This is a genomic window from Gloeothece verrucosa PCC 7822 (assembly GCF_000147335.1).
Lineage (GTDB): Bacteria > Cyanobacteriota > Cyanobacteriia > Cyanobacteriales > Microcystaceae > Gloeothece > Gloeothece verrucosa.
The window spans coordinates 728356-750250 of record NC_014501.1 but is presented as its reverse complement, the minus strand read 5'-3'; the positions used below and the strand labels follow the sequence as shown (position 1 = coordinate 750250).

Genomic DNA, 21895 nt, shown 5'->3' with positions numbered 1-21895 from the left:
TCTACGTCTATTTCTCCTATGCCATTGACAAAGAATAATCATAATCATGTTTCCTCCTCATCCGAAAAAAGAGACTCTAAATCACGGTATCCACTAACAACCCGTAACACATAAATTCCCTCATCACTTGGATAATAAAAAATAATGTAATCATTGACAATAAAACCTCTTAAATTAGACATTAACTTATCATAGCTTTTTCCCATATTCGGAAAATTAGCCGCCAATTTACACTTTTTGCGAATCTCATCAAAAAGACGACTTGCCGCTTTAGGATTACCCTCTGCAATATAATTGCAAATTTCATCTAAATCCTTAATAGCTTGGTCAGAAAAAGAATAATAACTCATTCTTCTAACCCAAATTCAGACCGTAATCTTTCTTGTAAACGCTCAAAAACTAACTCTCCATCGGTGACTTTTCCTTGCTTAACATCTTCCAATCCCATCGCTATTTTTGCTTTTAATTCTTCTAAGCGTTTTTGGTCATTTTCTTGATTAATAATTTCAAGAATTGTCAATGCTTCCTTAATAACCTGCTCAACATTCTGATACTTACCCCTAGCAATTTGGGATTGAATAAACTGTTCTTGTTCAGGACTTAGGGTAATATTCATGGGTTAAATAACCTCCTTATCAGGAATTTAATAACTGAGACACACTATCACTAATTTTATCCTTTAACACCCGCCTTTCACTATCCAACCTTTCCAACTCCTCCTTATCCACACACCCACTTTTAAACTCTCGTGCGGTCAATTTGTCGATAAATATTACCCCAACAAAAAGCTTTAGATTTGTTGGGAGTTTCTTTATTTTGTCCCCAGTAAGCGGGCGGAATAAATTTATAGAACTTCCCTAACACATAGATTATAATTTTTGTCAATTAGTAAATTACGCCAAAAAAAACCTTCCTTAGCCTGGAAAACCGAATTTTGAAGATTTTATGAAGTTATTCAATTCGGTAGACTTATACAGCCAATCGTGTTATTTATTGTAGTGTTTGCTTAGTCTAAGAATTTTCATAAGTTCTATAATCCCTAAGCCATAAAGCTCTTAGCTCTTATGGCCACTGTTCTCAATTTAGTTGAGCGGACATCTAATTTGCTGACTAAACTGCAAATCTTTCTCAATAAAACTCAATCGGATATGTTGGCTCAAACCCCATCGCTGATTCTTATTTAAAATTCATTGAAAAGAACGGTAGCACTGTCCTACAAATAGATCCAGATGGAGGGGGTTCTGCTAGGGCTGTATCTTTAGCCCGTGTAAATGGAGTATCTTCTTCTCAATTAGCTAACATCAATAATTTTATCATTGGTAACCCAGACAACAACTTCCTTACTGGTGGTAATGTCAACCTTGGTGTTATCCCCTTGCTTTAATTTTAGTTAACTTCAAAAGCGAAAACTCCTTAATTTTCTCCTTTTTTTAACAACCTATCACAATAATCAAATCATGAAAAAACTCAATCAGTCTCTAGCTTTTGTAATTCTCAGTTTAAGTCTCATTGGACAAAACTCCGTATCTGCCGCAATTATTAATAATACCTTTAGCGGAACTGCTGATTTCGGGCCTCTTACTGGACAAAGTTATAATGGTACAGCTACTTTTGATGATTCTAGTATTACGGGATCAGGAAATGAATCAGTGTCCACTACTAACTTTGAGTTAACCTTCAATGGAAAAATATTTAATAACTCAAATGCGGATATAGGAGGAAGTGCAGAAGCAATTTACGTCGATGGAATTTTCGCAGGAATACAATATTATTCTTGACCGATTATGAATTTATCCGTTGGTTTAATTGCAGGGGCATTTGACACTGAGGATGCTTCGTTTGCCTATGAGCTATCAGGAATACAAGGTTCTGGGCCAATAACCTACGCTCAAAATGTAGTTTCAGTCCCTGAACCTTCATTAATTCTCGGCGTATTAGGTGTAGTTTCTATGGGAATGATTATAATAACAAACAAAAACCCTATTATTTATAGGATTTAAAAATCAATCCCCATCTTGATAAAAAATCTTCACTCCAAATAAAATTAATATTTGCATTGGCAGCCGCTTCTCTATCTTCATTTCTATCACCAATACACCTCTAATCCTTCTATATTTGGACAAAAATAAATAGATTTAACGGGCAGAAAATTTAGCAGAATTTGTTGCCTTTTGGTTATCTCTTCTAGAGATATATCCACTTGAACACTATTGAATATACCGATGGCTACCCATCGGAATCTTGTATAAAATTCAAGCACTTCTTTCCAAGAAGACAAAATTTTGACTTCGCTATTTTAGTTCTGTCGGCAGACGATAACGAACTAAACACGGCTGATATCACATTACTCCCCCTTTATAATCCCAACGGCAGCCAATCAACCCCCTTAAAAATTTGGTTACTCAACGGACTTGAAGAAGACAACGAAGCGGAAATCGGCATCGGGCATGAGATTGCCTTATACAACAAAGTCGATGAAGATCCCAGTTTATCAGCCGCATTATCAGGAGGAATTTTAATTGATATTTTGGGATTAGTGCGCCGCGCAACTGGAGAATTAGACGAAAATTTCCCCGACGTAGGACGCTACATTTTCACGGCGGGAGAATACTTATTTGCTTTAAATGCCGCCATCCCTAGAGGATATGCCCTAGCTTGTCAGATTATCTATAAAATTAGTGCCGCACAACTAACTTTTGCCCGAATTTTCTTAGGTTCGACGATCAAATCTTGGATTTATGCCCGAAAACCATTAGGCATCATCGTGCCGGGTTTAGCCGCCATTGCTGGAGATAAATACTACAAGGATTTGCCGGCAGATGAAAATACCGAAGATTATTCTTTTGCCGCATCTAGCTCAAATTGGCAAAATGACTATTATGAAATGCCCGACCCAGAAGCAGAAGAGGAAGAAGAAAAGCCGCCATTGAAGATGGGGCAAATTAGTCGGGATGAAAACAATATAACGATTGTGCGTTCTCTACCACCTGAAATTTATCTAGAAACGACATCTAACCAAAACGCTGAAGGACAGAGCTTAAAAAATGCCATCAAGCAGGATACCTACAATCAAAGTTTCAAGTTTAGTGGGGGTCTTAGGCCGCCCATGCCAGTATTCGGCTTCGAATAGAGAAATCCAGTATTTTACGGAAATGCCGGGGGCGTTAAAATCGCCAGGAGTCGCGGGAAAAGCAGGAAGTTCTTTAGGTTCAGGCTTTTTGTTGTCCCATTGCTCCCAGTTGAATTGGCCGGTCAGTCGCCAAGTTTGAAGATCGCCAGCGAGTCGGGTTGCTAGTGCGAGGCTATTTTTAATCCTTCTTTAGAAGCTTTGGCACCGGTGCTAATCTCGCGTTTCTTTTTGGTTCCGTCCGGATTGGGTAGGGTCGCTCTTAAATATAGACAGCTTGAATTATTTTTTGCGCGGATGGTTACGAAGTCAAGTTTTTCGTTCTTCGCTTTGATCGCCTCTTCTAAGTTAAAAGTGCTTCCCACTTTCTTCCCACCAATTCTGACCAAGAATGACTAAAATATAGTACCATAGATAGACACGAGATAGACGGAAGAAAAAGTCTAAAAGTTTTACCCGGAAAGATTTTCAGATATTTTAAGAGAAGTGGGTGACCAGGGACTCGAACCCTGAACCAGCGGATTAAGAGTCTCAAGGTCTAGAACTTGAAACAGTTATTTTATAAAGGTTTTAGCTGACATGATTTTTTTTATGTCAGTTTTTATGTAGATTTAGCTGATTTTTAGACAGGCTAGAGCAGGGGACTATTTAAGTGGAAGAATGAAAAGAGGGTTATGATTTTCGAGCCGGCCTTCGAGATTTCCTCCATTCAACCAACGTATTTTTACGAGTCCATCAGGAAGGTTCTCTATAATTTTCCCTTTGAGTTTTTGATACATATAATGCTTTACGAGCATTCCTGGCTTAAGTCCCCAATAATTCGCCCTGGAGTTTGTAAGTTCTAGGTCGGGTTCTACGCTAGGGGCTTCTACATCTGGTTCTAGGTCGAGTTCTACGCCAGGGGCTTCTACATATTGTTTGATGAAATCAACAAGCACCGCTCGGGCACTTGTTCCCGATTTTTTGCATTTTTCTTTAAACTCTTCCCAAGTTTGAGGGTCGATTTCAAATGAAGCTAATTTTAATTCTTTTGAGCGTCCCATGTTGTTTTCTCCTTAAAAAACCGGCATGACAAAATCACGGGTAACACCAGCGTAATTTTTCAAAATAATCTCAGGGCTGTTACCACAGTTTTTGGCTATATCTGCTATTAAAACCCCATAATTTAAAGCTAAAGTAATGTGGGTATGCCTCATCTGGTAAGGGTTCCGGTATTCAATTTCTGGTAAAGTTTCTAGAACTTTTTTCCAAGCTCTGGCATGAAAATTATGCCAATCAATATAATGCCCCCCTTTGGAAGGGAAGATTAAATAATTTCTCTTCTGAATACTTCCTATTAAATTTTCAACTTGCTCGTTTAAGTTTATTATTCGTTTTTTCTGGGTTTTTAAATGGGTTTGTTTTTCTTGTTCAACCCAAGCCTTATTAAATATAATTTTCTTCCCTAAAATAACATCAGTCCATTCTAAGGCTAGAGCCTCAGAAGGCCGGCACCCAGTATAAAAAATAAATTCTACCAGAGGGCAGTAATAACTATAGTATGTACTGCTTTTGAATGCTTGAATAATTTTATCTCTTTCTTCTAGGGTGAAAGGGTTAATATCTTCTTGGGTACATCTCTTTAATTTAATCTGAGAGGGCATTTCATCAAATGGATTATAAAAAATTAATCCTGATTGAGTTGCCCACTTACAACAAGCTTTGAGTTGTACTAAGATACGCCTGGCTTCTGATGCTGTTTTATTAGCTAAAAGCCAGTCCCTAATCTTTGTTGAATTGTTTAAGTCAGTAGTTGGCAGTTTTTTTAAACAATTTCCTACTCTTTTATCAAAATCTTTTTTTAAGGTAGATTTTGCTAGAGTCGCACTTTTGAAATTCCTATATTTACTCCAAATGTTTTTAAGGTCGTCTTCAGGATTTTTTGCTGTCCCACCGTAACTTAAAAGAGACGGATCAAATTCACCCTGACTAATGTCAAGCATGATTTTAGCCGCTATGTAATTAGCTTTGTCTAAATCGGCTTTATTATTAAAATTTCCTCCGGTAGATAGGTTAAAGCGATTCCCCTCAAACGAAAACCTAATAATAATTGAACCGTTGTTATTTATTGGTTTAATTTTTTTCATAGTTCACACTCGTTAATATCATAAAGGGGGTAATTGTCGTAATAGTTGCCGTAGTAAGCTTTAGGCTGTTGATTAGGAGATGGTTTTAATCTCATCTTTTTAAGCTGAGTTTTAGTTTTTAGATTTTCTGGAATACAGTTATAATTAGATGATTTATATAAAATCAAACCGTTGCATCTTTCAGGCTCAACAGAAACAGCCTTTTGATATCCATACTCTGGTAAATTTTTGGTAACAGTTAGTCTGTTTTTCGTTCTTTTATAGGGAAGTGGTTCAGAGCATACAAACCCTAAGTCTTTACGATTTTTAACTACCTCATGATAATAAAAAGTTCTATACTTACCTTCCTTAATAAAATTTGTTTGAAAAGTAAGATTTACATCGGCTACCTGGTAAAGACCCTTTATATCTATAATAACTTTTAATACATTGCATCCCCATTCGTCTTTATAAATTTCGTAAGGAAGTTTTTCAGCACAATGAAAGTTTTCTTTTAAAGACAAATGTACAGCTACATAAAATTTATTAATTTCCTTAGACCAAACATAATGATAAGGTAAAACTTGGGCCGCACTCCACCCCGGATATCTATCCTTGTAATTATTTGGATAATTATGAACTATTAAGTAATGATAGTTTAATTTATCGTCAAATCCCATAAAATAAGGCAATTCTACAGGTGAGTACCAACCGCATTCTTCAAGAGCTTTAATAGTATTTTCTTGATATCTATCCCAGTATCTTTCAACTTCTAAAACCCAACAATTTAAATTTTTATCAAAATAACGCTCATAAGGTAAAGGTAAAGGTTGGGATAAATTGTCACAATACTCGCGATTGATGCACCGAGAAGGATAATGAGTAATAGGGATACATTCAAAATCTAAAGGACATTCCATAAGCGTAACGTTACATTTTCTTCCTTAAGACAAAAACATTTTCTTCCTTGAAAAACTCTTCAAGTAAACGAGCGGCGAACCGTTCCTTTAATCTCCTTGGGAACCTGTCTAACTGGCTCTTTACCTGTCTATATAGAAGCTCTAAGAGAACTTCTTCAAGAACTCCCTTCTGTTCCGCTTCAGCTAAAAGCCCGTCTACTAATTGGTCAACTAATTGGTCAACATCAATCCCACCAGTAGCCTTGAGCCTGCTTTCTTGGCGGTAGTTCTTTTGGCGGCAAGCGTTACTACAGAACTGCTGGTCAGGTCTAGCCGCCAAAAATTCATTATTACAAATTGGACATTTTACGGGTACAGACATTAAATCACCTCTGAATAATCTGTATAATGGCTGGTCAGGTAATTAATTAAGTAAGATTTAGTGCCGCAACAAGGAAGTTTAATCACGGTCAAAAACTCAATCCTTAATTCTAATTGGGTCATTTTATTCCATCTTTTAATCTTTGCTTTCAAGTCTTGATGTTTAAGGATTTTATTGATAATTATCCCCAAATTGACCCAAGTTTGGGCAAGCTTTAAATTAGGTAAGCCATCCTTAGCAAAAGATTTAATCTGGTTCAGATAAGGTAAGATTACCTTCCAGTTCTGTTTAATCCATTGTTTTAATTCTTTAACGTTTTGAACATTGATTAAACTGATAACTAAAGTTTTAAGCTCTTTAGAATTTAATCTTGATAGCTTAGAAGCAAATTGAAGATTATCTAAGTCTGAGTGATACTTAGAGATATCGAATAGAGTTAGTTGATTCATAATTTAACTTTTTTAATAGAACATATCGGACAAAACTTTGCGTGTCGTTTATGCCGCTTGAGTTGTCTTTCTAAAGCTCTAGTTCCTTTAGGCCAAGTGCGGACTAATTTCAAAGTTTTTCCTTGCTTTATAGCGGCGGCTGTGATTTTCGCACCTTGTCCATTTAAGTGCTGGTTTAGCCTTTTCTTGATGGATTTGCTTGTGTAGCCTAAATAGTGCTGTGCAGAGTGTTTCTCCGAACCTATGGGAGTTGGTAAAAAGTGAAGCAGGTAACAGGTCATCTCATTAAGAACGTAATTTGATTTAAGTGTTTAGTGTGAGAATTGGTTAAAGTTAAAAAAGACTACCTCCTCAGTAAGTTATCAATCATATCTTTAGTTTTCTTCTGTAAAAATATTATGTCTGCGTCAATAGAAACATATCTTGAACAGACAAGGGATAAAAATCTATCTGTCTGGATATTGTGATAATAGATGCAATCACACCCCCTATAAGATAGGGACGCGATAAATTTACAGTGTTCAGGCATAAAACTCATTTTTTTAACTCCTAATCTCTACACAAATTTAAAGCTCGTTCAATTATCTCTAGTTGTTGTGAGATGCCTCCTAGGGATTGGCTTATGATTGTTTTCTTCCACTGGGGAGAAGATTTAGAAGAACTATCAAACTCTTCAGCTAAACCCCCTAAAATCTGTTTAATTTCGTCAATTTTTTCTTTCATTTTTTGGTTTAGATAAGGTTAAATTAGTGCTTATCCTTTTAAGGTTTTAGAGAGTTATAGCCTTTAATTTAGTTGTTGATCTTTTCGGCTGCTACTGCTAAGGAATCAGCGTCGTAGAGCCAATTGTCTGAGGGGTACTCGAAGGACATTTGCTCGCAAATATCATAAAGGCTGTGGACAACAGCTAATAAGCTGTTTTGAGTTACAAGTCCCTTTAAAGTTTCCAGATCATCGTCTGATAATTCTTGTTCGTATCGCGGCTTACTTTGCATTTTTTTTACCTCCTTTTAGATTCTTCTATCTCGATATAACCTTTTTGCAATAAATCCTCAATGGTATGAATTGCACAATGGTAGGTAAAAACCATAGTTCCTATGGTTAGGTCGGGTTCATCTATCAACGACCATATTATGGATTTTTCTGTTTGTTCCAAATTTTTTAAGTCTTCATGTAAAGGATCTCCTTCAAAATCTTTGATTAGCCTTACTTTATTTTGGAATCTTTTACTTAGCAAATAAGATTTCATCCCAATAGCGCCAAGAAGTTTTTTGTTGCTTTGAGAAATTTCAATTGTTTGAGTTTCCATTAATTTTGTCCTTAGATGCAATTAGGCTAAGTTAAATTCGAGAGTAGATGAATCTTCTTCTAGGAAATGGATATTATCAAAACCAAAGCCGAACAATAAATCATCAATTTCAATCGGCTGGTCAAATTCCCCCTCTATTGTTTCTTCAAAAGCTTGATTTGTTGTATCAATTTCGTAGCAGTAGAAATTGATGAAAGCAGGAGCAAAAGAAAGCCATTCCGGTTGTTCGATTAATTTATTAGGTTCAGTGGAAGATAAAAACCTTATACTCATTTTCTTTCCTCTAATTATTGATAAATTCTTCAGCCCTTGCCAAAGCATCAGCATCTTGATCAAAGCCGAAGCCGGGGTTATTCGTATGGGCTTCTGCGGCTAATTCCTTAAGAGCGGTGACTATTTCTAAAATCGAATACGATTGACAAGAATGTGTAATTGTTCTTTCAGGGCTTCTTTTTTGGTTGTTTGTTCGTTCATAGTTCCTCTAATTTGTATGTTCTGATGACTGGTTTTAAAAATAAAAAGGGATACTGTCTAAATCTTGCTCCCATTGCTTCTCTATTTCAGCCAAAGTGGAGGGGAGATGATTGTGTGGAGGAGCTACAAAAGGTTTAGCCCAGCAGGGTAAGTCGGTGTACTCGTCTTTTTTGCCTTGGTAGGGTTCTAAGTCATTCATTAACCAGTAATAATGAAGCCTAGCCCTTGAGTTTTCAATGCTAACCTCCCAATCATCAATAAACCCATTACAGAAAAATAAGATTAATTTTTCCCAGGTAAGCGGAAAATTTCGTTTACTCAGTGTCAGATAAAAGTACGTTTTATCTGAGCCTTCAGTGATAGTAAATCTTGTCATTAAAAAGTTGAAGGATTTGCTCATTTTTATTGAAGAATAAATTGAGAATGTTAGGAAAAGGGTGAGTAAGTAAGCAACTCACCCAATATAAAAGACTGCTTACAAGAGAGTATGCACCTCCTTTTTTTAACTAAGTAAAATCTCAAACCAACTGAACTTATTAAAGTCTCTGTGAATTGGTGGTGGGGTTTTTTGACCTTCCGCCGCCTCCGCGTTCCTAGTGGTTATCCCCGTCCACTCCCTACAGTTTTATTTAGTAGCTAACTATGTTTCGGAGTTTGAAGTCATAATTTTCCTGAAAATTTGGGAATACTGTTAATAGACAGCTAAGAGTTATGTTTATGGTTTATCCCCGTTGGTTTCCTTCTCCTGGGGCTTGGTTCAGAGCCGTAGTTTTATTTGTTGCCTTAACTCCATTGATATTTATGGCGCGGGTTTTCAACTACTCAATCTCTGAAGCTTCGGGCTTTGAGTCTTTTATTTGGTTAGTTGTAATACCCTTGATTTTCCTGGCTTTTCTCAATCAAGGAATTGAGGAAAATTCCTTTGACTTTCCTAGCATCGGAAGTTGGATTGATGGTTTTTGGAGTTGGTTGGCTTGTGCAGTGGCTTTGTTAATTTGCACGATAGCTGAATATATTCGCTATAACGGTTATGTCAACTTAGCAACTGTTCTCGGCTCAGACTGTGAGAACTACTTGAAAATAATTTTCTTGGTAGTTCTTGCTTATTTTTACCAAGCCCGTTACTTATTCCTTAATAGGAAGAATTAACACGGTAATCATGCTCATGCTGTCTTTTTGAATCCTCTACCCTCGCTATTTGGTGGGGGTTTTTCTTATTTATAGGCATCACCTCCCGATGAATGAAAAAGGCTAGGGAACTATATATTTTTGCCCCTCACGGGTTGGTGAAAAATAATTCACCTAAGCAAAGCAAGCGAGATAATTACAACAGCCTACTAACCCCTACATATGAACATTTGCACCGTTCCCTAGGGGGGTAGGATGTCGTTTACCGCTATACATGAAGTTTACGTCCTGTTGACCAGATTGTCAAGACGTTTACTTCATGAAGCAAACGTCTGTTAAAATGAAAGAAACTGAAAGTGATAAAAACATAACACCTTTGAGGAAACGTCGAGAATCTGCCAATTTAACTAGACCTGATGTCAAAAGACTGATTGGGGTTAGCGAAAGAAGACAAGCAGATTGGGAGTCTGGTAAAGCGATGCCCAGTCTAGAAAATGCTGCCGCATTAGCGAAACTGTATGGTATTAGCCTAAAGACGCTTTTTTTTGAATTAGGAATCGATGTTTCTCAAATTCCTGACGATAAAGAATTAGTCCGTAACAACCATACTTCTCAAGGTTAAACCTTGATTGACAAACCACAGGGAGAGTTAAAAAATTTGACGATCACTAACCGTGATCGTCAGCCTTAACCCCCAATTCACAGAAATTTAGACAGACTGCCAATTCACAAAATACAAACCAATAACGAATAAGAGAGGATTTGGTATGAATGATCGGACTAAAATAGCCACTGACTTTATGCTCAAGTTTATCGAGATGAACCAGCTAATTTTTGACCCAAACGAACCAGAGGAAGAAGAAGACCACGACGAAGAGTTGGTCAATAGAGCGGTTAAATTGGCTGATATGTTGTTAGCGCGACTCGAGCAAGATGTTACTAACAAGAATTGTAACTGCTTAAGCAAAATTCTAGAAAATAAAGACAACAGCAGTAAACATCCATTAGACATTTTATTGGCGAAAAAAAATCTTGACCGTAGAGCTTTAGCCCGTATATCTGGAGTTTCTTATGATTCGCTTACGAGCTATGTAATTGGTCGTAGGCATATAACGCTAAAAAATACGATGAAGCTTTGTTATGCCTTAGATTGTTCACCTAAAGAATTAGCCGAAGCTTTTGGCTATACACAGAATGATAATCCTTAAGCAGCCGTATGAACTAAAAATGACTAAAAAAGTAAGTTTTGACAGGACGACTTTTTGGTTATATGAACCAATACCGCCCGAACTAATCATTAAGTTTTGTCAATATTATCGAATTTCACTTAAGGCTTTTTTCACTAAATTAGGTTACAACGTGGAGGGTTTATGACACTCGATAGCAAAATTCCAGAGCCTAAATTTCAAAAAGGAGAAGAGGTAAAAACCCCTATTTCCAGAAACGGAACATATTTTAGAAAAATCAGTTTTCGTTTGTGGGATGTTACAGAGAGTGGATGGGTTTACCTATTTTCAATAGGCAATAATGAGGTTGAGTATTTCACCGAACAAGAACTTAAAAAAATAACTATCGGAATGGAAGATGAGTAGTGACATTGGCGAACTAATCAAAGAATCCAATCAATTAATTCTAGAGCTTGGATGGACGATTGACCAAGCCAAAACCCATCTAGAAGGCTTATTTAACAAGCGTTCACGGTATCTTTTAGATATTAACGAATGGGCAGAATATATCCGTCAACTGAAAAGGGAAAATTACTATAAGAAGCATTTTCCTTCGGCTGACGAAAAAGAATTATTAGCCCTCCTAGAGAAAGAATATAAGCGATTAGGCTGGGGTTCTCGCCAGAAATATTCTCACTTCTCTAATTACACCAATTTAATTTTATTTATGCCCCAAAAATTACAGCCTTTACAATTAAAGGCTTACATTGAACATCTTCAGACTTTACCGGCTTTGGAAAAGCTTAATAAAGGCGGTTTATAAACCGCCCGTAGTAGATAGGAATTGACTTTATCGCACAACTCGAAGAATTAATAGAGTCGCTTGATTAAGTTGGTTCCTCTCAATGATAAACCAAATATCCCGTTTAATTAAAGAGGAATTATGATCGCACAATTAAAGACCCAGGACGACGAATATCAATACATGGCTAATCTCGAAGCCGAGGAACTTATATTAGGTGGAATTCTCTTTGATCCTCACGCCATAGGAAAGGTAGCCAATTTACTAAAACCTGAACATTTCTATGCTCAGGGTCACGCTACAATCTACGAGCTCGCCCTAGAACTTCATCGCAAGGGTAGTAAAACCGACTTAATGCTTATGCAGGAAGCATTAGAAAGTAAAAAAGTTTTAGAAAAAATTGGGGGGCAAAATCGGTTACTCCAATTAATTGAACGCACAGCATCGGCGGCTAATATTAAAGGGTACGCTGGGATCTTGATTACCCACTACGAGCGGCGGCGGCTGAGAGATTTAGCCCATGAATTTCTAGAAGAGGTGAAAGACCGGCAAAACAACCCTTTCCAGCTACAACAAGATTTAATTACTAAAATCACGGCTTTAAACCACCTCACCCCAGGAGAATCTGAGACTAAATTTCTGTATGAGCAAATTAAGCAGATTCTTCAGTGTGCAGACCTAACAGAAACCGAAATACAGATCAAACTAGAGGAACTGAGGAAAAAAGAGCGGATTGGCTCATGGGAATGGCGCAAAGAGTATTTAGAGCCAATCAAGAAAGAATTAGGAGATATAGAAGAAAAGGACAGCATTGAGGAAGAAACAGACAAAATCCTCTCAGCCCAAGAAATGAGCCTAGTTCTAAGACAAATTCTCCCAGAGTGTTTGGCTACCCCTGTTTTAAAACTAGCTGGCTGGCTTAATCTAAAGCCGGAATGCTACCTTACGGCTTTACTCTGTGGAGTCAGCGGCCTACATTTCCCCAAAACCAAGCTGATCATAAATGAAGCGCTCGATTTCAGCGTTACCCCTAATTTATACGGGGGAATCGTAGCCCCTAGCTCTCAGAAAAAAAGCCCTCTAATCAAGGCGATGATTGTTAAGCCTTTGCGGGAGCTTCAAAACCGAGCAAGAGAGGTTTATAACCGAGAATTAGAAGAATATCAGCAACTTATTAACAAATACGAGAGGATGAAGAAAAATGACAAGGAAAACCTCTTAGAAGAGTTCCCCGATGGGGAGCCAAAAAAACCCCACCCCAAAATCTATTATTTTACTAATGCGACCTCTGAGGCCATAATTAACCAATTTGATAAGCATCCTGAACAATCCCTGCTTTACCTTAAAGATGAATTGGCCGGGGTCTTCAGTGGTATGAACGCTTACAGAGGCGGCAAGGGGTCTGATGAACAGGATTTTCTAAGCCAATATGACGGCGCTGGTGAGGTTAGGCTGAGAAAATCATCAGAATCGGGAGTCGTTGACCTAGAATGTGTTCCCCTCTCCATTTTCGGAGGAATACAGCCAAAAGTTCTGCACAACCTTTTAGGAAACGGGGAAGACGACAACGGCAAATGGGCGCGGTTTATTTTTGTTCAGCAGCCGTTAACCGCGTCAGTTATGAGCGAGGATGGAGGAGCAATAGACCTAAACCCGCTATTAGTGGAATTATATGAACAAATTGCCGGTTTTCCTGTGATGACTTATCGGCTTTCTCGTGATGCTTTCCGCGCATACTGCAAAGCCTATAACGAATATGAACAGCGCAAAATCAGCATACACACTTCAACACCGATGCGACACGTTTGGGGCAAAGCAGAGGGGCTTGTAGGCAAACTAGCCTTAAATCTTCACTGCATTGAATACGCTATGAAGGGAGAAGTGCCGCCAGAATCGATAGGCGCTCATACGATTAACAGCGCGATCGCACTGGCTAATTTTTACGCCGCACAGATTGAGAGTATTTATGGCGGCTTGGGTGAGTCTCTCCCGAGTAACCTCGCTAAGGTAATTGAGCTTTGTAAGCGGAACAACTCAGAAGCGATTACAGCCCGTGACGTTTATCACAGCCTATCCACTTCAATCAAAAAAAGCGTGTCCTGTGAGGAGATTCGAGGCTGGTTTGCTCGGTTAGCCGAAATGGGTAAGGGAATCATCGAGGGTGTAGGGAAGGGTTTAAAATTTAAAATTCCTGCCCACAATGACCACAATAACCACAATGACCACAAACCTATTAATAGTTCACCTGAACCAAAAGAACCCCCTGAAAATCAAAATGTGGGCAATGTGGGCAATGTGGGCAATGTGGTCGAGTTAAAACCGGTTAAACAACCCAAATTCGAAATAGGAGACGAGGTTAGCTGGACAACCAAAAAAGGAGCGATGGAAAGGGGCATTATCAAAGGATTTTCCCAGGAAAAACCCTATATATAGCTCATATTAACGTCATCAGCGAAAACCCCCGTCTGTGCATGGTTAACACAAACAGCTTAACCTTAGCCCCAAAAAATAAATCCTGAAACGTAACGTTACATTTCAGGAAACAAAATAGATAGAATTGATGAGTCAATTTTAGATGAACCTGGCTTGAATTTTGGCTACTGCCTCACTAACAGAGATAGTCCCATCTCGGTTAATGTCTAGGCCCGAATTCTGTTGATAAGCTATTCCTGGTGTCGTGAAAAGCCCATAGTTTAAGCTTTTCCCTATGGCTTTGGGATACAGCACAGCCATATATAGATCGGCCAAAGATTTTTTTAATTTTGCTGGATCAATCATGTTGAAATACTCTTCAACATAATCAAGCTGATCTAAAGCCGTCATTTGAGCCAAGACTTGGGTTGTTGTACCCAATGCTAAGGCTGTATGCGGCATGAATTGAATTAATCCAGTAGCACCAGAGCCAGCATAGTTTTGTTTACTGGGGCTAAACGTCCCGTCGCTTTCCCAACTAATGACCGCCATCAGGTCTGACGGATCGCAGTTGATTTTTTTAGCAACAAGCCGAACCTTATTCTTAAACTGCTGTGAGCAATTTTCGTCACCGATGACTCGCTTTAGCGGCTGGTGAGGCTGGCATAAATGCGCCCAAGTAGTAGCAGAGCCGCCGGCAGATTGAGCGAAAATTAATTCACGGGAATAATGAACAAACTTACCGGCTTCTGGCTTGTTAAGGTATTTGGTTCCGTCAAACTTCCCATAAGGGTCATGACAACTGAAATTGTCATCTTCGACCCCTAAAAGGACAATGACGTGGCCTCTAGAGGTAAACGAAACCGGTCCGCTAAATATTGCCGGATAACCCGCCTTTAGATGAGAAATAACCCTACTCCACTGGTGATTTGTACTCCAATTATCATCAATTTCATACTCATTGAGTAAGTATTGAATATCAGAGTGTAAAAATCTGTCTAAGTTTCTCTTTTGGAATTCTAAATAAAGAGAATCCGGAGAAACTGTTTTCCCTAAACAGCCTAAAACCATTGCTGTCGATGTTAACAAGCAAGACCCATAGGGGTCGTATTTGTTATTTAGCTGATAGAAGTAAGGAAAATTTTGGGAAGTAGGAGGAGAATTAGGAACCGATTTTTTTAAAGGTAGGGGACATTCTTGATGACGAGAAACCTGAGAAAACCGGATGGTTCCCTCAATACTCGCAACCATTAAAAGTGCAAGCATATTCCTTCTGTTAAAAAGCATTCCTCGATTTTGATTGTTGGGTTTAATCGACTTCCACGTAGTATTTGCCTCGGTGCTGAATTAAGGTTATTTTCCCTAGGTCAGCCAACGCTTTTACTTTTCTGACGCAAATATTGTTACGTCTCGCGAATTCTTCTATGGGAATTTTCATGGTTTTTAGCTAGGTTAAAAACCTAGCTTTTCTAATTAATTAGCCCTGTACAACGGTTACAGAGTTAATATTTTTACCGTTGTACTTTTTACCGTTTAGGCTTCCTTTAACGGTCAGAGGTTCTATTTTTTGAGGGTCTGCGAAACGAATAATGGGTCTAGCTCCTGCGAGGTTAATTCGGACTCTTACGGGCTTCGGACGATCCACACCAAAGACTAGATTGTCTTCTGTGTCTTTGGCTAGGGTCACTCCCAATTCCTTGTCAATTCCTTTATAATCATCTTTTTTGGCTCGCCAACTATATTTAGTCCCAGCAAGATTAATATAGAATATTGCTGTTTTTGAATCTGTTGCCATGTTATTTTCCTAGTTCTGATTTTTTAATTAAAAGTAGCGGTGATTTTAAGCACTCACATTTAAGTGCTCAAATAATCAGAAGCAACATAAGAAACTCCATTTATTCCGATACTAGGAACCATAGGAAGAGTAGCGGTGACTGTCATCGTTTGGTTTTCGGTATCGTGGGTAATAACGATGTTATTAGGCCGGGTAATTGAAGGCAAGGCTAATTCCGCTAAAGCTAAAGCTTGAGATACTTCTACTAATTGGCCGGGTAAATGCGTGGCAGAGGTTTGGATTGGAGCAGACATAAATTTTTCCTCGATTTGTTAACTGTCTTAAATCTAGTCTGTGACTGGGTTTTATGTCTATATGATCAAGACATTATGTCTGCTTAGGGGTTAAGGGCAAAGCGTGAATGAGAGTCTAATGAGAGTCCAGTGAATGATCAATATGAGACGATGATCAGCCATTGCCCTTTTAGTTTTTTAGCTTTAATTTCTCCGAGTTTACACTTACGAGTAACGTTACGAGGACACATAAAATTTTGTTTCGCGTATTCTTGAACTGATTGATATTTAATAATCATTTTATTTACCTTTTTTTCTCCATTGAATTTCCCACTCAGGGATTGTGTTTTCTTGACCTTGTTTAAAATATCTAGCGAGGGCAGCTTCTACTTGATAATCTTTTAAGTCAACTCCTTTACGAGGGCCGATTTTGATGTTAACAGGCTTTTTCATAAATTCTGGATTAATGTATTTTTTCCAGAATTCCCATAACCTCATCGCTTCTTGCTGACTGTAACAATTGGCAATAAATTTACTATTATCGTCAAGAGTGCAGATAATCTCTTGTTGCCCTTTTCTATAAGTTATCGGTTTGTTTTTTTCTAAATGAAGTCTTTTTTGTTCCATAAAATGAGGGATTGTTAGAGCATAGTAGCTCCTATCTTTTCGATACCCTACTACTAACTGTGGAATATCACCGCCTCTCCTCACTTGCCACCATTCAGGCACTAGAGCATAGGCAGTAGTTTCAATCTTACAAATGTCACTTCGAAGCATATTAATTAATTCTGCTAAGGCGCTCATTTGAGAAGATAATCCTTCTAATCCTTTGCCTTGGTAAGAAATTTTTTTGGTTAAAAGTTCGTTGATTTCTTCTTGGGATGCTCCTTCTGGAATATCAGCGAATTTTTCGCAGTCTGTCGTTTCAATCGTGCCCTTAATAGACACCTCTAAACTTTGGCATGGGTCGCAATCCATATCTTCTATACAAGTGCATGGTTTAGGGTTGGGTTTAGGTTTAGGAGATGGGCTTGGGTCAGGGGTTGGATATGGCCCTGGGTTTGGAGTCGGATTTGGTGTTGGGTCTGGAATAGGATTAGGAACCGGCCCAGGTTTAGGATTAGGGCTTGGGTTCGGTCCAGGAACCGGATTAGGATTAGGGTTTGGATTAGGATTAGGGTTGGGGTTTGGATTAGGGTTAGGATTTGGGACGGGGTAGGGGGTAGGAACGGGGTAGGGGGTAGGAACAGGGTAAGGACTAGGAACGGGGTAGGGGGTAGGAACAGGGTAAGGGGTAGGAACGGGGTAGGGGGTAGGAACAGGGTAGGGGGTAGGAACGGGAACATATATAGGAGGGCTAGGAACGGGATAAGGAATGTATACAGGAGGACTAGGCACAGGAACGGGAACCGGCACAGGAACTGGTACAGGAACGGGAACCGGCACAGGAACTGGTACAGGAACGGGAACCGGCACAGGAACTGGTACAGGAACGGGAACCGGTACAGGCACAGGAACCGGTACAGGCACAGGAACGGGAACCGGTACAGGAACGGGAACCGGTACAGGCACAGGAACCGGTACAGGCACAGGAACGGGAACCGGTACAGGCACAGGAACCGGTACAGGCACAGGAACGGGAACCGGTACAGGAACCGGTTCAGGAGGGGGAATCGGTTGTTGTGGTAAGGGACAAAAATCTGGATCTTCCGGTTTTTTTTCCTTTGGCTTAGGTTGTCCGGGTGGTTTGGGTTCTGGCTGTTTCTCTGGTTTAGGTGGGTCTTCTGGTTCTGGTGGCTTAGGTTCTTCGGGTTCGGGTTCAGGCGGCGGCGGCGGCTCCTCCGGTTCGGGTTCAGGCGGCGGCGGTTCCTCCGGTTCGGGTTCTACCGGTTTAGGAGGTCGTCTAAAGGGGACAATATCATTCTCTCCGTCTTCATCTGGTAATTTCTCAGGAAGAGGGGGAGGCGCATCAGGTATAGTTTCTGGAGGCGGTGCGATCGTTGGGGTCGCATAGCTGGGGCTAATGGGGCGAGGTTTAGCGTCTGCTAACGGCGGTGGATTCCCGTCAATGTCAGGTTTTCCGTCTTCTCTAGTTATTTTAGTAATTTTTAAACTTATTTGTCGGTTATTCCAAGGAACTAAATTATAAGTTTGCAGAGAATTCCAATAAGCTGGAATCGATGTTTTTTCTTGGCTTCCGGTTGCATTTTGGCGAATTATATTTAATGGCGGGCCATAAAAATAATTTCCCCCCGTAAAATTCAACTCGCCGGTACCTACTATTTTTCCTCTAAGAACTCCCCGATAATAGGCTGTATAAGGGGTTGGCTTACCAGAGGGAGGTTCAAACAGACACTCTGCCTCTCCCTCAACTACATAATTAACAAAACCTTGACCGCCTTTGAAAGGCGAATCGGCTGGCATTTCAGGAGAATGAGAACAAGGCCCTAATCCCAAATCACAAGCCATGCCCGGGTCTAAAAATTGAGCCGTACTCATGGGAATCCCCGGCACCATTCCTTCTGCTGCGATTCCTTGCTTTGCATTGTTAAAGTCTCTAAACAATGCTCTGGAAAGCCCTCTTGGTAATCGAAAGGGGTTTTTTGGAGGAGTTGTCGGGGGTTTTCCTTCTGGGGGGAACTGGTAAGGGCGACTGTAGGGGACAATATTATTAGCCGCTCCCCCAGGATTGCCGGTTGGAGGGAGCGTAGGGGTAGCGGTTCCCCCTGGGGTCCCAACCGGAGGGGAAGCAGTAGCAGTAGTCATTTATTTAATTAAAATTCATATCTTAAATTCAGCAGGGATGGAAGCGGAGCCGATATCATTAGCGTGTTCCCAGCGCTTTCCCTGTCTTTGCCAATTTTTATTCAATTTGATGTTAGTGCGGCTGATATTCTGCCATTCCGGGGGGCTTACTGCGGTAATTTCAAACGGTGCGGAGGTAGCTACTCGCGCAGCGTTCCCCGTAGATTCGATAACCGTTGTTTCTGGGTAAAGGTAATTTAAAATCATCCCAGACCAGACGTGCAATTTCTCTAATGTGTTGATTGTCGCTGGTATATCTGAAGAGGTAAAAGCTGTCATAGTCAATCCTATCTATTATTTAAGAACCTACTACTAAGCTACCCTCTACAACTGAGTAAAGGAATCGGAAAAAAACCTTAATTTAAGGTAAAGAAATTATAAAGGACAATTGTAGCCTCGTATCTGTACCTAAAAAAGGGGCTGATTTTTATGTCAGTTTTTATGTCAGTTTATGTCAGTTGAGGATTAAGAGAAGTGGGTGACCAGGGACTCGAACCCTGAACCAGCGGATTAAGAGTCCGATGCTCTACCATTGAGCTAGTCACCCCTATTTTTAAGTATACATTAAAATCACCGAGAATTTTACTCAGATTAGCTGTAGTGGGTTACAGTTGCTTAACATCCCCTAGGGTTTTTGGCTGGGCATTGTCCACCCCATAATTAAGCTAAGATCAAAAAAGCTACCATAAACCGATATTGACCTTAGATAAGTCCATGACATCCCTTGTTACTGTCGATAAGCAAAAATTAGAAAATCCTCCCCTAGAAATACATTATCTCGGTGATCGCGTGTTGCGTCAGCCGGCTAAACGCATTGCTAAAGTTGACGACGCAGTGCGGCAATTAGCCAAAGAAATGCTTCAAACCATGTATAGTGCTAATGGGATCGGTTTAGCCGCGCCTCAAGTAGCGGTTAATAAACAACTTCTCGTGGTGGACTGTGAACCGGATAATGCCACCAATCAGCCCATAATCTTAATTAATCCTCAAATCACGCACTTTAGCCGCGACTTATGTCAATTTGAAGAGGGATGTCTCAGCATTCCGGGAGTTTATTTAGATGTAGTGCGTCCTAAAGCCATCGAAGTCAGCTTTAAAGATGAAAGCGGACGGCCCAAAAAACTGAAAGCCACCGGACTCTTAGCCCGGGTGATTCAACATGAAATGGATCATCTTAATGGCGTTATGTTTGTCGATCGGGTAGGGAATAATTTAGCATTAACTGAAGAATTAAAAAAGCATGGGTTCAGTCTGCAAGCTGTTAAACCCATTGCTTAATTTTTTACATCTAATTAGAGGAGCTTAAGAAGAGTGACGCCAAAAAGTGGGGTGTTGTTATTGGGATCTTGTATTGCTGCGATTGCTGCTGTCGGCAGTATTTTTGAACTATCTTCGGGAACCCCTGATCTAGGAAACACGATCACCGGGCTAATTTTAGCAGCGAGTATCCCCCTAACTGGATTATTCTTCTGGGCGGCGGTTCAAGATACCAGAGCCAATCAAAAATAATCCAGATAGCTGAAAAAAAAGTCGGTTAGGAAAAGCGGCAAAAATTCCTAACCTTCTGATTCTGACAATGTAGATGAGTTTTGTTTTTGAAATTGGACAATCGCTTCTTGAGCAATTTTCATAGTTAGACGGACTTGATCAATTTCCGACAGTTCATCCCAAGGTGCTTGGCGTAATTCTGTGGTGCCTCGCATCGCATAAACCAAAGGACGAGCAAAAATTTGTAAATCGTCTTCTGACCAATGGGAGAGTAAAGGCTTAACACATTGGATTAATTGCTCTAAGGGTGACAAATTTAAAGAAGCAATATTTTGAGCATAATCCATAATTTTATCTAATTGATGGGAAGGGACAACTTGACCAAAGCGTTCCCAGAGAGTGAGTTTGACCACAGAGTGATCCGCTTGGCTCCAGCATTGATGGAGATTAGAAAATAACTGATCAGCGCCGCTAGTTAGCTCTTCATCATCTAAACAGTCACAAAGAGCAAAATCATCTTCTAATTCAGTCACATACAGGTCAGCCGAGAGAGCATCCTGATTCCAAGAGTAGGCAAATTCTTCTTCTAAGATGGAACTTAGCAATTCGCTTCTAACAGTGACGAGAGCATCTTCAGACTTAGAATAAGTAGGTTGTTTGTTCATAAAAAAGCTCCTAGATGTATCTATTTAACAGCTTGCCAAGATTAGCTACACTGTCATCCTATCAAGTTCCGCAGAAAAATTATGTTTTTTTTGTATCACTATAGACCAAATAGAGAGACAATGGGGAAAGCATAAAAACCAACACTAGCACCGATGTTACTGTTACTGTTTTATTTGGGCGATCAGCTATACGCCATAGACAGTTTAAGGGTTGTTGAAGTGATCCCTAGGGTGAATGTTAGAAAACTGTACCAGGCACCGGACTACGTAGCCGGTTTATTTAATTACCGAGGCAGAGTGATCCCTGTTATTGATTTATCTCTATTAATTCAAGGAAAACCCTGTAGTCTTTGCTTGAGTACAAGAATTATCATAGTCCAGTATCCAGGTAAACCCGAACAGAGGGATTATTTAGGACTGATGGCCGAACAAGTTACTGATACATTAAATAAATCATCTGTTGAGGAACCAGAAAGTGTTCGGGGAAATATTATTATGGATGGTCATCGGATCATTGAACTGTTGTGTGTGGAGTCTCTATTTCCTGAGATAGAACAACTGCGAGTTTTATACAGTTATTAGTCCATAGCCCTTAGTCTATAGTCCTTAGTGCGGAA

The 21895-nt window shown here is 39.6% G+C and carries 34 protein-coding genes and 1 tRNA gene; 12 read left to right on the top strand and 23 right to left on the bottom strand.

Going from position 1 to position 21895, the window contains the following annotated elements; genetic code table 11:
- Positions 1–44 precede the first annotated feature (44 nt).
- Together CYAN7822_RS03335 and CYAN7822_RS03330 are read right to left on the bottom strand one after the other, a co-directional pair.
- Complete coding sequence (locus CYAN7822_RS03335; protein ID WP_013320828.1) at positions 45–350, bottom strand: type II toxin-antitoxin system RelE/ParE family toxin; 306 nt, start codon at positions 348–350, stop codon at positions 45–47.
- Complete coding sequence (locus CYAN7822_RS03330) at positions 347–616, bottom strand: type II toxin-antitoxin system ParD family antitoxin (RefSeq protein ID WP_013320827.1); 270 nt, start codon at positions 614–616, stop codon at positions 347–349. The genes CYAN7822_RS03335 and CYAN7822_RS03330 overlap by 4 nt, the downstream gene beginning before the upstream one ends.
- Before the next feature lie 841 nt (positions 617–1457).
- Between CYAN7822_RS03330 and CYAN7822_RS03325 the strand changes: the two genes are divergently transcribed.
- From CYAN7822_RS03325 to CYAN7822_RS03315, 3 genes are all read left to right on the top strand, one after another.
- On the top strand, positions 1458–1778 hold the full coding sequence (locus CYAN7822_RS03325; RefSeq protein WP_041933114.1) for a hypothetical protein: 321 nt from the start codon (positions 1458–1460) through the stop codon (positions 1776–1778).
- Between the two features lie 6 nt (positions 1779–1784).
- Complete coding sequence (locus CYAN7822_RS03320; protein WP_041933113.1) at positions 1785–2000, top strand: PEP-CTERM sorting domain-containing protein; 216 nt, start codon at positions 1785–1787, stop codon at positions 1998–2000.
- Between the two features lie 200 nt (positions 2001–2200).
- On the top strand, positions 2201–3130 hold the full coding sequence (locus CYAN7822_RS03315; protein ID WP_013320826.1) for a hypothetical protein: 930 nt from the start codon (positions 2201–2203) through the stop codon (positions 3128–3130).
- Positions 3131–3291: 161 nt separating this feature from the next.
- Here CYAN7822_RS03315 and CYAN7822_RS03310 read toward each other — a convergent pair whose 3' ends face one another.
- The 12 genes from CYAN7822_RS03310 to CYAN7822_RS03260 form a co-directional block, all read right to left on the bottom strand.
- Positions 3292–3492: a hypothetical protein gene (locus tag CYAN7822_RS03310; protein WP_041933112.1), complete on the bottom strand. Its 201-nt coding sequence runs from the start codon at positions 3490–3492 to the stop codon at positions 3292–3294.
- Positions 3493–3771: 279 nt separating this feature from the next.
- On the bottom strand, positions 3772–4170 hold the full coding sequence (locus CYAN7822_RS03305; protein ID WP_013320825.1) for a hypothetical protein: 399 nt from the start codon (positions 4168–4170) through the stop codon (positions 3772–3774).
- 12 nt (positions 4171–4182) lie between these two features.
- The gene (locus tag CYAN7822_RS03300; RefSeq protein ID WP_013320824.1) at positions 4183–5253 is read right to left on the bottom strand and encodes a site-specific integrase; all 1071 of its coding nucleotides are present in this window, start codon (positions 5251–5253) and stop codon (positions 4183–4185) included.
- A complete protein-coding gene (locus CYAN7822_RS03295; RefSeq protein WP_013320823.1) occupies positions 5250–6152 on the bottom strand; it encodes a hypothetical protein in 903 nt (300 codons plus the stop codon). Before CYAN7822_RS03295 ends, CYAN7822_RS03300 begins: the two co-directional genes overlap by 4 nt.
- A gap of 10 nt (positions 6153–6162) precedes the next feature.
- Positions 6163–6513, bottom strand: coding sequence for a hypothetical protein (locus tag CYAN7822_RS03290; protein WP_013320822.1), 351 nt, complete (start codon positions 6511–6513; stop codon positions 6163–6165).
- Positions 6513–6962: a hypothetical protein gene (locus CYAN7822_RS03285; protein WP_013320821.1), complete on the bottom strand. Its 450-nt coding sequence runs from the start codon at positions 6960–6962 to the stop codon at positions 6513–6515. Before CYAN7822_RS03285 ends, CYAN7822_RS03290 begins: the two co-directional genes overlap by 1 nt.
- Positions 6959–7243 (bottom strand): GIY-YIG nuclease family protein, encoded by a 285-nt coding sequence (locus tag CYAN7822_RS40465; RefSeq protein ID WP_013320820.1) that lies wholly within the window; start codon positions 7241–7243, stop codon positions 6959–6961. The genes CYAN7822_RS03285 and CYAN7822_RS40465 overlap by 4 nt, the downstream gene beginning before the upstream one ends.
- A 268-nt stretch (positions 7244–7511) precedes the next feature.
- A complete protein-coding gene (locus CYAN7822_RS37440; protein ID WP_013320819.1) occupies positions 7512–7685 on the bottom strand; it encodes a hypothetical protein in 174 nt (57 codons plus the stop codon).
- A gap of 68 nt (positions 7686–7753) precedes the next feature.
- A complete protein-coding gene (locus CYAN7822_RS03275; protein WP_013320818.1) occupies positions 7754–7957 on the bottom strand; it encodes a hypothetical protein in 204 nt (67 codons plus the stop codon).
- 5 nt (positions 7958–7962) lie between these two features.
- Positions 7963–8271 (bottom strand): hypothetical protein, encoded by a 309-nt coding sequence (locus CYAN7822_RS03270; RefSeq protein WP_013320817.1) that lies wholly within the window; start codon positions 8269–8271, stop codon positions 7963–7965.
- A 21-nt stretch (positions 8272–8292) separates the two neighbouring features.
- Positions 8293–8544 carry a hypothetical protein gene (locus tag CYAN7822_RS03265; RefSeq protein WP_013320816.1) on the bottom strand — a complete coding sequence of 84 codons (252 nt, stop codon included), beginning with the start codon at positions 8542–8544 and terminating at the stop codon, positions 8293–8295.
- 235 nt (positions 8545–8779) lie between these two features.
- Positions 8780–9121 (bottom strand): hypothetical protein, encoded by a 342-nt coding sequence (locus CYAN7822_RS03260; protein ID WP_013320815.1) that lies wholly within the window; start codon positions 9119–9121, stop codon positions 8780–8782.
- 341 nt (positions 9122–9462) lie between these two features.
- Here CYAN7822_RS03260 and CYAN7822_RS03255 point away from each other — a divergent pair, with 341 nt between their 5' ends.
- From CYAN7822_RS03255 to CYAN7822_RS03225, 6 genes are all read left to right on the top strand, one after another.
- Complete coding sequence (locus CYAN7822_RS03255) at positions 9463–9894, top strand: hypothetical protein (RefSeq protein WP_013320814.1); 432 nt, start codon at positions 9463–9465, stop codon at positions 9892–9894.
- Positions 9895–10213: 319 nt separating this feature from the next.
- On the top strand, positions 10214–10495 hold the full coding sequence (locus CYAN7822_RS03250) for a helix-turn-helix transcriptional regulator (protein WP_049802493.1): 282 nt from the start codon (positions 10214–10216) through the stop codon (positions 10493–10495).
- A gap of 145 nt (positions 10496–10640) precedes the next feature.
- The gene (locus CYAN7822_RS03245) at positions 10641–11081 is read left to right on the top strand and encodes a helix-turn-helix domain-containing protein (RefSeq protein WP_013320812.1); all 441 of its coding nucleotides are present in this window, start codon (positions 10641–10643) and stop codon (positions 11079–11081) included.
- A gap of 162 nt (positions 11082–11243) precedes the next feature.
- Complete coding sequence (locus CYAN7822_RS03235; protein ID WP_013320811.1) at positions 11244–11465, top strand: hypothetical protein; 222 nt, start codon at positions 11244–11246, stop codon at positions 11463–11465.
- Entirely contained in the window at positions 11458–11862 is a 405-nt protein-coding gene (locus tag CYAN7822_RS03230; protein ID WP_013320810.1) for a hypothetical protein, read from the top strand. The genes CYAN7822_RS03235 and CYAN7822_RS03230 overlap by 8 nt, the downstream gene beginning before the upstream one ends.
- A gap of 120 nt (positions 11863–11982) precedes the next feature.
- Complete coding sequence (locus tag CYAN7822_RS03225; protein ID WP_013320809.1) at positions 11983–14274, top strand: DUF3987 domain-containing protein; 2292 nt, start codon at positions 11983–11985, stop codon at positions 14272–14274.
- Between the two features lie 138 nt (positions 14275–14412).
- On the opposite strand, the gene CYAN7822_RS34365 is transcribed toward CYAN7822_RS03225, so the two are convergent.
- The 8 genes from CYAN7822_RS34365 to CYAN7822_RS03190 all read right to left on the bottom strand — a co-directional run bounded on the left by CYAN7822_RS34365 (position 14413) and on the right by CYAN7822_RS03190 (position 19672).
- Positions 14413–15519: a C39 family peptidase gene (locus CYAN7822_RS34365; protein WP_013320808.1), complete on the bottom strand. Its 1107-nt coding sequence runs from the start codon at positions 15517–15519 to the stop codon at positions 14413–14415.
- A 43-nt stretch (positions 15520–15562) separates the two neighbouring features.
- Positions 15563–15691 (bottom strand): hypothetical protein, encoded by a 129-nt coding sequence (locus tag CYAN7822_RS40110; protein ID WP_013320807.1) that lies wholly within the window; start codon positions 15689–15691, stop codon positions 15563–15565.
- 39 nt (positions 15692–15730) lie between these two features.
- Positions 15731–16048: a hypothetical protein gene (locus tag CYAN7822_RS03215; protein WP_013320806.1), complete on the bottom strand. Its 318-nt coding sequence runs from the start codon at positions 16046–16048 to the stop codon at positions 15731–15733.
- A gap of 59 nt (positions 16049–16107) precedes the next feature.
- The gene (locus CYAN7822_RS03210) at positions 16108–16341 is read right to left on the bottom strand and encodes a hypothetical protein (protein ID WP_013320805.1); all 234 of its coding nucleotides are present in this window, start codon (positions 16339–16341) and stop codon (positions 16108–16110) included.
- A gap of 137 nt (positions 16342–16478) precedes the next feature.
- The gene (locus CYAN7822_RS37435) at positions 16479–16619 is read right to left on the bottom strand and encodes a hypothetical protein (protein WP_013320804.1); all 141 of its coding nucleotides are present in this window, start codon (positions 16617–16619) and stop codon (positions 16479–16481) included.
- Between the two features lies 1 nt (position 16620).
- Positions 16621–19086, bottom strand: a complete 2466-nt coding sequence (locus CYAN7822_RS40105) for a hypothetical protein (RefSeq protein WP_013320803.1) — start codon at positions 19084–19086, stop codon at positions 16621–16623.
- A gap of 15 nt (positions 19087–19101) precedes the next feature.
- Complete coding sequence (locus CYAN7822_RS03195) at positions 19102–19404, bottom strand: hypothetical protein (protein WP_013320802.1); 303 nt, start codon at positions 19402–19404, stop codon at positions 19102–19104.
- 196 nt (positions 19405–19600) lie between these two features.
- A tRNA-Lys gene (locus CYAN7822_RS03190) sits at positions 19601–19672 on the bottom strand.
- Between the two features lie 167 nt (positions 19673–19839).
- Between CYAN7822_RS03190 and def the strand changes: the two genes are divergently transcribed.
- Together def and CYAN7822_RS03180 are read left to right on the top strand one after the other, a co-directional pair.
- On the top strand, positions 19840–20403 hold the full coding sequence (gene def / locus CYAN7822_RS03185) for a peptide deformylase (RefSeq protein ID WP_013320801.1): 564 nt from the start codon (positions 19840–19842) through the stop codon (positions 20401–20403).
- Between the two features lie 33 nt (positions 20404–20436).
- On the top strand, positions 20437–20634 hold the full coding sequence (locus tag CYAN7822_RS03180) for a hypothetical protein (protein WP_013320800.1): 198 nt from the start codon (positions 20437–20439) through the stop codon (positions 20632–20634).
- Positions 20635–20681: 47 nt separating this feature from the next.
- Here CYAN7822_RS03180 and CYAN7822_RS03175 read toward each other — a convergent pair whose 3' ends face one another.
- A complete protein-coding gene (locus tag CYAN7822_RS03175) occupies positions 20682–21278 on the bottom strand; it encodes a hypothetical protein (RefSeq protein WP_013320799.1) in 597 nt (198 codons plus the stop codon).
- Between the two features lie 153 nt (positions 21279–21431).
- Here CYAN7822_RS03175 and CYAN7822_RS03170 point away from each other — a divergent pair, with 153 nt between their 5' ends.
- Positions 21432–21860 carry a chemotaxis protein CheW gene (locus CYAN7822_RS03170; RefSeq protein WP_013320798.1) on the top strand — a complete coding sequence of 143 codons (429 nt, stop codon included), beginning with the start codon at positions 21432–21434 and terminating at the stop codon, positions 21858–21860.
- Positions 21861–21895: the final 35 nt, after the last annotated feature.